At 66.9% G+C, this 11,149-nt stretch carries 7 protein-coding genes; 5 read left to right on the forward strand and 2 right to left on the reverse strand.

Annotated features, from left to right (window positions below; all coding sequences use genetic code 11):
* The first annotated feature begins 339 nt into the window (after positions 1–339).
* The gene (locus tag B2747_RS06015) at positions 340–1,224 is read left to right on the forward strand and encodes a cytochrome c oxidase assembly protein (RefSeq protein WP_291157889.1); all 885 of its coding nucleotides are present in this window, start codon (positions 340–342) and stop codon (positions 1,222–1,224) included.
* Between the two features lie 170 nt (positions 1,225–1,394).
* On the forward strand, positions 1,395–1,727 hold the full coding sequence (locus B2747_RS06020) for a hypothetical protein (protein ID WP_291157891.1): 333 nt from the start codon (positions 1,395–1,397) through the stop codon (positions 1,725–1,727).
* Between the two features lie 113 nt (positions 1,728–1,840).
* Here B2747_RS06020 and B2747_RS06025 read toward each other — a convergent pair whose 3' ends face one another.
* Positions 1,841–2,350 carry a hypothetical protein gene (locus B2747_RS06025; protein WP_291157893.1) on the reverse strand — a complete coding sequence of 170 codons (510 nt, stop codon included), beginning with the start codon at positions 2,348–2,350 and terminating at the stop codon, positions 1,841–1,843.
* 85 nt (positions 2,351–2,435) lie between these two features.
* On the opposite strand from B2747_RS06025, the gene B2747_RS06030 reads away from it, so the two are divergent.
* The 3 genes from B2747_RS06030 to dacB are packed head-to-tail and all read left to right on the forward strand — an operon-like array spanning position 2,436 to position 5,829.
* The gene (locus B2747_RS06030; RefSeq protein WP_291157894.1) at positions 2,436–3,044 is read left to right on the forward strand and encodes a hypothetical protein; all 609 of its coding nucleotides are present in this window, start codon (positions 2,436–2,438) and stop codon (positions 3,042–3,044) included.
* Positions 3,041–4,225 carry an acyltransferase family protein gene (locus tag B2747_RS06035; RefSeq protein WP_291157895.1) on the forward strand — a complete coding sequence of 395 codons (1,185 nt, stop codon included), beginning with the start codon at positions 3,041–3,043 and terminating at the stop codon, positions 4,223–4,225. Before B2747_RS06030 ends, B2747_RS06035 begins: the two co-directional genes overlap by 4 nt.
* Positions 4,226–4,242: 17 nt before the next feature.
* Positions 4,243–5,829: a D-alanyl-D-alanine carboxypeptidase/D-alanyl-D-alanine endopeptidase gene (gene dacB / locus B2747_RS06040; protein ID WP_291157897.1), complete on the forward strand. Its 1,587-nt coding sequence runs from the start codon at positions 4,243–4,245 to the stop codon at positions 5,827–5,829.
* Positions 5,830–6,002: 173 nt separating this feature from the next.
* Here the strand turns inward: dacB and B2747_RS06045 are convergent, their stop codons facing one another.
* Positions 6,003–10,979 (reverse strand): beta strand repeat-containing protein, encoded by a 4,977-nt coding sequence (locus tag B2747_RS06045; RefSeq protein WP_291157899.1) that lies wholly within the window; start codon positions 10,977–10,979, stop codon positions 6,003–6,005.
* Positions 10,980–11,149 lie beyond the last annotated feature (170 nt).

Here is an 11,149-nt window from a genome sequence, read left to right on the forward strand (position 1 = left end):
AGCTAAACCTTGGCCCAAGTAATAGCTGAGGGCGTAAGTTTCGGCAGGGAATCGGGTCGCGAGCGGTGCTCGCGGCCCGATTCTTTTTGGGGTAACAGCAACTGCGGCGGGCGCGGTCCACTGCTTTGCGCTGTGAGCTATGGGCTCTGGGTGTGAGTGGTGCACCGTCGGCATCGCGGCGGTCCGACGCCGACCCCGACCCCGACCCCGACCAAGACCCCGACCGCTCGTGCCTCGCCCGCTGTTTCTTACCGCGGTCCCACCTTACGCCGTCCACCTTACAAGGTCCCATCTCTCAAGATCTCAGATCCGAGAGGCGAGAGCCGTTAGATTTACCCTATGCTCGCCCTGCTCCATCCCGTCGCTCAACTCTCGTTGCGCGAGTTCTCGGTCCACCCGAGTACGACTATCGGCATCGGCCTCTTCGCCGCCGCGTACCTCTGGCGCGCCCGCCAGGGCCCGTCCCCCGAAGACCTCGTCCCGGTCGGCCAGCAGACACCGCAAAGCCCCGACACGCCCGGCCCGAGCGGCCCGCAGCGTCTGGCCTATTTCACCTCGCTGCTGCTGCTCTTCCTCACGCTGAACGGTCCGTTGCATGACCTCAGCGATTTCTATCTGTTCAGCGGCCACATGGTCCAGCATCTCATTCTCACGCTGGTCGTGCCGCCGCTCATGGTGTTCGGTACACCGGGCTGGATGCTGCGTCCGCTGCTGCGCCGCGCACCGTTGTTCCGCGGTGCCCGCAAGCTCACGAGCATCACCTGGTGCTTTGTGATCTTCAACCTCGTGCTGGCGTTCTGGCATCTGCCGCCGATGTACAACCTCGCGCTGGCCAGCCACCCCGTGCACATCCTGCAGCATCTCATGTTCATCGCGGCGTCCGTGCTCATGTGGTGGCCGCTCATGTCACCGCTGCCCGAACTGCCGCGCGCCGCGTATCCCGCGCAGATGCTGTACTGCTTCCTCATGGTCATCCCCATGTCGATCATCTCCATCTACATCGCCATGGCGGACACCCTGCTGTATCCGGCGTATGCGGCCGCGCCGCGCATTCTGGGCATCACGCCCATGCAGGATCAGCAGTATGGCGGCCTGATCATGTGGATCCCGGGCGGCGTGTTCTTCTATGCGGTGATGACGGTGGTGTTCTTCAAGTGGTCGGCACGCGGCGAAGACAGCGAGGCCAGCGCGCAGATTGGCTGGGTGCCGGGAGCGAGCGCGTGAACAAGAAACGGCCAACTGCGGGAGCGAAGAAGTCGGCAGCCGGCAAGCCGAAAGCCGGAGGGGCCGGAGCCAGGAACGCGAGACCGGCAGCGAGGCCGGCACCGAAACAGCAGGCGAGTGGCGGCAAGACGGCGAGCAATCGGCCGAGCACGCCCTCTCGCGGCGAAACCGTGGGGCAGGAGACCAACGCCGTCCGCGTCTCCCGCATCATCGATGCACCGGCCGCCTCCATTCTGCGCGCCGTGACCGATGCCGATCGTCGCGGCTGGGCGCCGGTCCCGGTGGCGCGTGTCGTGAGCATCCTCGCGCCGCGCTTTGTGCGTCTCGCACTGCCCGATGGCTCGCAGGTGGCCATCACCATTACCCGTCAGGGCAACACACGCTGTGGCGTGCAGATTGAACACATGGGGCTTGCGGCCAATCGGCCGATCGCCGACGTGAAGCGGGAGTGGATGGGCGCGCTCGCGGGGCTGGCTGAACAGCTCGACGCCGAGTGGGACTGACGTCGTGTCGACGTCGAACGCGCGACTGATGTACGTCGCGTGAGTCCCGGTGGGGCGGTGTTGAACCGCCCCGCGAAACGCTCCATCAGGTCATGACAGGTTGTTGGAGGGCCTCAGGCCTCCAACCGTCCCCCGATGGACGCGTCCACACGACCCGCGAGCGATGGATGCTGCCGCCACATGTAGAAGCCCATGGCTGCCGCGGCGATGAGATTCGCCACCAGGACCTGCAGCCAAGTGAGCTGACCAAAGCCTTCGGCCAGCACCGACGTGAAGCCGGTCCACCCCACCTCGAACGCCACAAACAGGCCAATCACACCGATCAGCACCGAGGGCGCCTTCTCCGCCTTGTTCACCGCCCAGGCGAACGCGAGCCCGAGCAGCGTGAAGATCGCGAAGTGAAACACGGTGTAGCCGAGGAACGCCCCGGCGCGGCTGGGCAGCTCACCGCCCAAAAACAGTGAGCCCACCGCGTTGCCCAGCATGATGGGTGTGGCGAATGGATCGCCGCGCACCAGATCGAGGATGGCGAACCACAGCGCAATGGCTATGGCGCCGATGAGTCCCACCGAGATCCCCTCCCGGTACGCCGCGGACTGCGTTGGAGCAGAGTGCGTGGACATCCGTGCCTTCCTCCTCTCTTGGAAGTGATGGGAAAGGGCTGCGCCCCCTCGACAAACTCTCATCCGATGGACACACTGTCCAATCATGAGCGCTCCCCTTCGCCCCCGTCAAAGACAAACCCCCCAGGCCCGCCAATGGTTCATTCTGGCCGGCGTGACCTTTGCCACCCTCGCGGCCGCCTGTGGCGGTGAGCGGCCGGCCCGCAAGAAGGACGTGGCCGCCGAGGTCCCCACTGGTCCCACTTGTACCACAGCCGACAGCACGCCCGTGGGCCTCGCGGTGCTCGAGTACATCACCACCGCCTTCCCCACGCCGCAGCGCTACCTGCAGGCCGCAGGAACGGACTCAGCCGTGCCGGAAGACGGCTTCAAGGTCATGCAGCTCAAGGGTCCCACGTATTACTACAGCAGCGATCCCAAGGCTCAGCAGCAGGTCAAGGACAAGCTGGCCTCGGTGGGCCCCTACGCCACGCTGCTCGTGGTCTACAAGGGCAAGACGGAGAAGGACAACGGCAACGACGTGACCGTCTCGCTCGCTGGCCACTACGTGGGCGGTGATCACGACGGCAAGGTGGCCGAGGCGCGCGACATCAACCTGCGCTGCGACACCACCGGCTGGCGCGTCACCAACCCCAAGGAGAAGCCCAAGGTTCCGGGCGACAGCGCCAAACCGGCCGCGGGCGCGAAGGCGTGAAGACCGAGCGACTCGTCTCGCTCGACGTCTTTCGCGGCATGACCGTGGCCGGCATGCTGCTGGTCAACAACCCGGGAACCTGGTCAGCCATCTATCCGCCGCTGGCGCATGCGCCGTGGCATGGATGGACCCCGACTGACCTCATCTTCCCGTTCTTTCTCTTCATCGTTGGCATCACCACCGAGCTCTCGCTGCGCGCCCGTCGTGCGCGTGGCGACGACGAAGGCGCCATCGTGCGCCAAGTGCTGCGCCGCGGCTCGCTGATCTTTCTCTTCGGCCTGCTGCTCTCGGGCTTCCCGTTCTTTACCTGGCCGCCCGCACTCGAAGGTGCAAGTGTCCTCGAGCGCGTCGTGCATCGCGTGGAGCACTGGCGCATCATGGGCGTGCTGCAGCGCATCGGCGTGGCCTATCTGTGCGGCGCGCTGCTCACGCTGCGTACCACCCTGCGTCAGCAACTGCTCATCGTGCTGGCACTGCTGTTCGGTTACTGGGCGCTCATGACGCTCGTGCCGGTGCCTGACACCGGTGTGCCGGGGCGCTTTGTCCTCGACAAGCCCGATCAGTTACTCAGCGCCTGGCTCGATCGCACCGTGCTCGGTGTGGACCACCTGTGGTCGGGCGCCAAGACCTGGGACCCCGAGGGCCTGCTCAGCACCCTGCCGGCCATCGCCACCATGATCTGCGGTACATTTGCCGGCCGCTGGATTGCCGAGCAGCAGCGTCCGCTCACCGAGCGCCTCGCGGCGCTGTTTGCGGTGGGCGCGCTGGCCATGATGCTCGGGCTCATGTGGCACTGGGTCTTCCCCATCAACAAGAACATCTGGACCAGCTCGTACGTAGTCTTTACGGCCGGCATCGGCGCCGTGTCCCTGGCCACCTGCATGTGGCTCATCGATGTCATGCAGTGGCGACGTTGGACCTTCCCGTTCGTCATTTATGGGGTGAACCCGATGCTGGCGTTTCTCGGGTCCGGCCTCATGGCCCGTCTCATCGCGTCGCTATGGACCTGGGAGACGGCGGAGGGCACACGGACCTCTCTGCAGGCATTCGTGTTCAAGACCATGTACGCGTCATGGCTTCCGCCGCGGGAAGCGTCCTTTGCGTACGCCGTGAGTTTCGTGGCGCTGTGGTTCCTGATTCTCTGGGGCGCCTGGAAACGCGGTTGGGTTCTCAAGGTGTGAAGGCACGGGGTCGTGTGATGGCGAAGACACAGCGGACGATGCGCACGGTGGCGCTGCTGGCCGGTTTGGCACTCGCGGAAGTGTTGGCCATGCCGCAGCCGCTGGACGCGCAGACGTCGACACGCAGCAAGGCGCGCAGCAGCAGCACACGCTCGCGTTCACGCGCCACCACCACGCGTCGCGCCAAGGCGCCCGTGGTGCCGGTGCTGCGGCACACCACACCGCGGGGCGCCGAGGCACTCACCGGCGACCTCGGCACCCTGCTCTCGAGTCGCACCCGCAACGGCGAGTGGGGCGCATTGGTGGTCAGTATCACTCGCGGCGACACCCTGTTCTCGCGCGGTGCCGACAGCAAGCTGGTGCCGGCCAGCACCATGAAGCTCTTCACGGCCGCCATCGCGCTCGAAAAGCTGGGCCCCGAACACACCTACAGCACCGACGTGCTGCGCGATGGACCGCTCAGCGACGCTGGCGTGCTGTCGGGCAACTTGGTGCTGCGTGGCGACGGTGACCCATCCCTTTCCACGCGCTTTGTGCGTGGCGGGCCAGGCGCGGCCATGAGTCTGCTGGCGCAGTTCACGGCCGGCGCCGGCATCAAGCGAGTCACGGGCAATCTCATTGCCGATGCCAGCGCCTTCGAATCGCGTCGCATCCCCGAGGGCTGGCTCTCACGTTACGCCGGGGCCGGGTACGCGGCGCCGTTCTCCGCGCTCTCGCTCAACGAAAACATCGTCATTGTCGGCGTGACCGCCGGTTCGAGCGGTGGTGGCGCCAAGGTGTTCCTGGAGCCCGCGTCCACGGCACTCACCGTGACCAACACCGTGCGCACCGTGTCCGGCAGTGGCTCACGCATCACCGCGCGCCGCGTCGGCGACGATCGGGTCGTGGTGTCGGGCACCATCGGCGCACGCGCCGGCACGGTGAAGTATCAGCTGGTGGTCGGCGACCCGGTCACGTTCACCGCCGGTGCATTTCGCGCGGCGCTCGAAGCGCAGGGCGTGCAGGTGGACGGCGACATCATCGTGGGCCGCACACCCGCCTCCGCCACCGTGGTCACGTCCCTCCCTTCGCCGCCGCTTGCACGACTGATTTCGGTCATGAACCGTGAGAGCATCAACCTGCTCGCGGAGCAGATCTATCGCAGTGCGCCCCGCGGGCCTTCACGGCTTGGCGTGGGCAGCGCACAGACGGCGGGCGCAACACTGCAGGATTTTCTCGTGAACGAAGTGGGTGTGCCGGCTGGTGCCGTGCGCGCCACTGATGGCAGCGGGCTCTCGGTGCTGGACAGCGTGACGCCGCGTGCGCTGGTCGAGCTCCTCGCCCACGCCCATCGCGCGCCATGGGGCAGTGCCTTCCATGCGTCGCTGCCGGTGGCCGGCGAATCCGAGCTGCTGCGCAATCGCATGCGCGCGACGCCTGCCCAGGGCAACCTGCACGCCAAGACCGGCACCACCAACGACGTGATTGGCCTCTCGGGCTACGTCACGGCGGAGAACGGGGAGATTCTCGCCTTTGCGTTTCTTTACAACGGCAAGGATCGCTGGCACGCCCGGGAGACCATCGATGCGATGGGGCCGACGATGGCGGCGTTCACGCGCGACTGAGATGTGGTGTGTTGGCTGGCACCGTTGAACTGAAGGTGTGAGGATCAGAGGATCCGGGGATACGAGAGGGCGGGCCATGGGGCACATCGTTTTCGAGTGCCCCATGGCCCGCCCCCTCATGTCCTCAAATCCTCTGATCCTCACACCTTCTGTTCAACGGTCCAGCGGACCACTCACCGCCGCCGGTTCGCCCGATCCTTACCCGTCGGCAACGGCCCACGCACCACCCGCGCTCCGGCCAGCGGCTCGAGTGATCCGCGTGTACCCTCGCCAATCCGGGCCGCCGCCATGAACCCGGCGCCGCTCGTGGCCGACGCCACCGTGCCGTTGTAACCCACCGCAAACCCGCCGCCACTGCCGCTGGGCGCGCCGCTCACACTCCACAGCAGTTCCGACGTGCCGCTCGACATGGCACTCCAGCTGCTGCCGTTCCAGCGGAGAATCGTGCCCGAGGCGCCGGTCGCGTACACATCGGTGGACGAAGGACCCCACACCGAGGTGAGCACCGCGCTGGTACCGGGGGACTGTGTGCTCCACGATCCGCTGAAGCCGAATGCCAGCCCGCTCGAACCGGCCGCACTCGCGCCAACCGCGAGCGCCCCGCTGCCCGTGGCAAACACACCGGCCAGCGTGCCCGTGGTGGGCGCTGCGACCGGGCTCCACGAGCTGCCATTGAAGCGCAGCGCCGCGCCGTTCTCGCCGGTGGCGAAGACGTCGTTGGCACTGCTGCCGTGCACCGCCCACAGCGCCTGCGCGGCCGTGGTCACGACACTCCAGCTGCTGCCGTTGAATCGCAGCACCTGTCCCGCCGATGTGGTGGCGTACACGTTGTTGGCCGCCGTACCCCAGAGTGCGTACACGTTGCCGCTGCCCGGGAAGGCCATGTTGCTCCACGACGAGCCGTTCCAGCGCAGCATGGTGCCGTTGTCACCACCCGCAAAGGCCTCGCTGCTGCTGGCTGCCCATACCGTGTTGAGCGAGGAGGTTGTTGGCGTGCTCTGACGCGTCCAGCTGCTGCCGTTCCAGCGATACACCGATCCGAACTCGCCCACCGCCCAGGCGTTGTTCGATGCGCTCGTCCACACATCAATGAGGTCGGGCGCCTGATTCACCGTTTCCCAGCTGCTGCCGGTAAAGCGCATCACGCTGCCGCGCTGACCCGAGGTCCAGGCATTGCCGCTGCCGTCCACCGACACACCGTAGAGTCGCGGTGCATACGGTGTGCTCACCGTGCTTACGCTGCTGCCGTCAAGTTGCAGCAGGCCCACGTCACTGGCGATGTACTGCCGCCCGCCGTTGGCCGATGAACCGGCCACGCCGTAGAAGTCGGCCGAGTTGCCGCTGTTCACGTTCTGCCAGCTCGAGCCATTGAAGCGCAGCAGTGTACCCGAGGTGCCAACCGCCACCACGTTGCTGCTGCTCGAGCCTGACACCCCGTACAGCGTCTGGTTGGTGGGTGTGTTCTGACGCGCCCAGGCGGACCCGTTCCAGCGCACCACCTCACCGCCGTCACCCACGGCCCAGGCCTGTCCGCCGGTGCTCCACACGGCGTTGAGTGTCTCAGTCAGCCCTGTGCTGCTTGCTGTCCAGTTGGATCCGTTCCAGCGCAGCGCCGTGCCGTTGGCGCCCACGGCAAAGCCCACGGAGCCGCTTTCCATCCACACGGCGTTGAGCGTGTTGCTCGTGCCGCTCGTCTGGGCACTCCACGACGACCCGTTGAAGCGCACGATGCGGCCACCCGTACCCACCGCCACCACATTGCTGGTGGACGAGGCCGACACCGACAGGAACTGCGTGCTGTACGTCGAACCCGACGCGGTCAGCGACCACGCACTGCCGTTCCAGCGATACACATTGCCCTGCGAGTTCACCGCCCAGGCATTGTTCGCGTCCACCACCTTTACCGAGACCACATCTTCGAACAGCGCACCGCTCACGCGTGCACTGGACCAACTGACCGCAAGACGCGTGGCTGGCGGGCTCACCGTAATGGTCGCGGTGGCGGTTCGTGACGTATCGGCCACCGAGCGCACCGTAATGACCGCGCTGCCCTGTCCAAGGCCGCTCACGAGACCGGTGAAGTTCACACTCGCCACACCGGGGTTGCTGCTCATATACGTCACCCCCGTGCTCTGACCACCCGGCGCATTCACGGTTGGCGTGAGCTGGACCGACTGGCCGGCAGTGATCGACGCCGAACTCGGCGACACACTCAGCGACACCGGCGACAGCACCGTCACGGAGGCCGTGGCCTGACGGGTGGTGTCACCCACCGATACGGCGGTGATGGTGGCTGAACCCGCCGACATGGCGGTCACGAGCCCGCTGCTCGACACCGACGCAATGGCGGGCTGACTCGATCGCCAGGTGACAGCGGTGCTGGCCCCCGGATCGCCCAGCACCGTGGCACTGAACTGCTGCGTGCCGCCCGTGCTCAGCGACGCGCTGGCCGGATTGATGTTCACCGACAGCACGCGCGGTTCCACCGTAATGCTGGCCGATGCGCGACGTGTCGTGTCCTGAGCCGACACCGCGGTGATGACGGCCGTGCCAACCGCGACACCCGATACCACACCGCCGCCGGATACCGACGCCACACTCGGGTTGCTGCTGCGCCAGGAAACCGCCGTGCTCTGACCCACCTCGGCCTGTACCGTGGCCGTGAGCACCTGCTGCTCGTTCACACGCAGCGTGGCGCTGGAGGGTGAAACCTGCACCACCACGCCGTTCACCACGTCCACCGACGCCGTACCACGCTTGGTCGTGTCCACCACCGACAATGCCGTGATCGTGGCACTGCCGTTGGCAATGCCGGTCACGACACCATTGGACGACACGCTTGCCACCGCGCCATTGCTGCTGCGCCAGATCACGGCCGTCACGGCACCCGGGTCGGCGGCCACCACCGCACTCAATGTGGCCGACGCACCAGGTGACACGGATACGCTGGCAGGCGATACACTCACCGACTGCACACGCGGCACCACCGTGACCGTCGTGCTCGCTCGGCGCAACGTGTCCGCCACCGAGATGGCGGTGACGAGGGTGGTGCCAAAGCCCACCGCCGTGGCGCGGCCGTTGCTGTTCACGCTCGCAATGGACGGATTGCTGCTGCGCCATGTGACCGCTGTGCTCACCCCCGCGCCGGCCGTCACGGTGGCCACGATGTCCACCGTCTGTCCGAGATCGAGGGCCACGGTGGCCGGGTTCACCGACACCTGCGGCGGCACCCGCACCGTGATGCTGGCCGTGGCGCGCTTGCTGGTATCGGCCACACTCAAGGCCGTAATGGTGGTGCTGCCAAGCGACACACCGGTCACGGCGCCGTTGGCTGCCACCGACGCCACCGAAGGATTGGCACTGCGCCAAATGATGCCCGTAGGGACGCCCGCGTCGCCCAGTACCGTCGCGGTGAGGACCTCCGTGGCCTGCGGCGCGAGGGTAAGAATGGCTGGTGAGATCATCACATCGCGCACAGCCGGTGCCACGGTCACGGTGGCCGTGGCGTGTCGGCTGTCATCGGCCACCGAGGTGGCGGTGATGATGGTCGTGCCCATGCTCTGCGCCGTCACCAGGCCGCTGCTGCTCACCACGGCCACCGCCGGGTTGCTGGACGACCAGGTCACCGCCGTGTTCACACCGGCATCGGCCTGCACATTGGCCGAGAACTGCCGCGTACCACCCGGCTGCAACAGCGCGCTGCTCGGCGTCATCGTCACCACGGGCGCGTAACGCACCGTGATGAGTGCCGTCGCGCGCTTGCTCGTGTCTGCAGCCGCAAGTGCCGTCACAATGGCCGTGCCCACGCGCAACGCGGTCACCGTGCCGTCATCGTTCACACTGGCCACCGACGCGTTGCTGCTGCGCCAGATGGTGGTGGTGGGGATGCCCGGATCGGCCGACACCGACGCCACCAGCGTGGCGCTGTCGCCAAGGAAGAGCGACACCGCCGAAGGCGACACGTCGAGATCACGCACCGCGCCGGTGATGCTCACCGTGGCGCTGCCGCGGCGTGTGCTGTCGGCCAGCGACACCGCCGTGATGGTGGCCGTGCCCTGCGATACGCCGGTCACCATGCCCGTGCTGGCCACCATGGCAACGGACGGATTGCTGGAGCGCCATTGCACCGCCGTGGACAAGCCCGCTTCAATCTGCACGGCAGCCTGCAGGGTCCGCGTTTCACCGGCCACCATCTGCACCGACGCGGGGCTCACCGTCACGACACGCGGCGGCCCGACGCGAACGATGGCCGAGTCGCGCAACGCGACATCAGCGGTGGAGGCAAGGCGCACGGTGGCCGTGCCCACGCCATAGGCCACGAGCTTGCCGCTGTTGCTCACGCTCAATACCGACGCATCACTGCTGCTCCACACCACGGCGCGTGACTGTGTGGAGTCGACGTCCACCAGGCTCTGCAGCTGCGCTTCGTCGCCCACCCACAGCTGCGACGGCGCACCGATGATGGCCACACTGCGTGCGGTCGTCACCACCAGTTGTGCGAGCGCGACCACACGCGGGTCACCCACGGCGTTCACCCGCACCAGGCTCGTGCCCGGCGCAATGGCGGTCACCACACCCTGCGGATTGACAGAGGCCACCGCCGGATTGTCAGTCTGCCAGCGCAGCTCCAGCAGTGCCCCTTCGTCGGCATCAAGCGACGGAGTGAAGCGGAAGGTGTCGCCCGCGCGCACACTGGCACTGGCCGGCGACAGGGTGAGCGTGCGAATGGCAGCCACGTTCACGGCGATGTCCTGCACCATGCTGCCGATCTGCGCGCGGATGGTCGTGCGCCCCGGCGCGCGCGCGGTAATGACCGCAGTGGTGCCCACACCGGCCACGTCGGCCACGGTAATGTCGGCACTGCTCCAATTCACTGACGCGCCTGCCACCATATTGCCAGCGGCGTCACGCACCTGTGCGGTCACCTGCTCAGACGCACCCACCGACGACAGGCGCAGCGAAGCGGTCGATAGGTCGAGTCGCGCCGGTGCGCCGACGCTGCCCCCGCCATTGTTGCCACCATTGTTGCCTCCGGGCGCGACCACATCGGCGCCACCGGCACAGGCGGAAAGCAGCACCGCCGAGAAAAGCAGCGCAGACAGGGGACGTGCGCCACGGCGGCGTGACGGATGTGCAGCGATTCGTGACATGGCAACCACAGGGACCGCGAGTGAAGGAACGCCTCACGATGCACGGGCCCGCTCTGGCGGTGCCCCCACATCGCGATCGCTCCCAAGTCGTCCAGATCTCACGTGATGGACGATTCACTCACGGCGGCGGCACGCCTTCCGTGTGACGATCGGGCCAGCCGTGTGCGTTG

This window comes from Gemmatimonas sp. UBA7669, from assembly GCF_002483225.1.
Taxonomy (GTDB): Bacteria; Gemmatimonadota; Gemmatimonadetes; order Gemmatimonadales; family Gemmatimonadaceae; genus Gemmatimonas.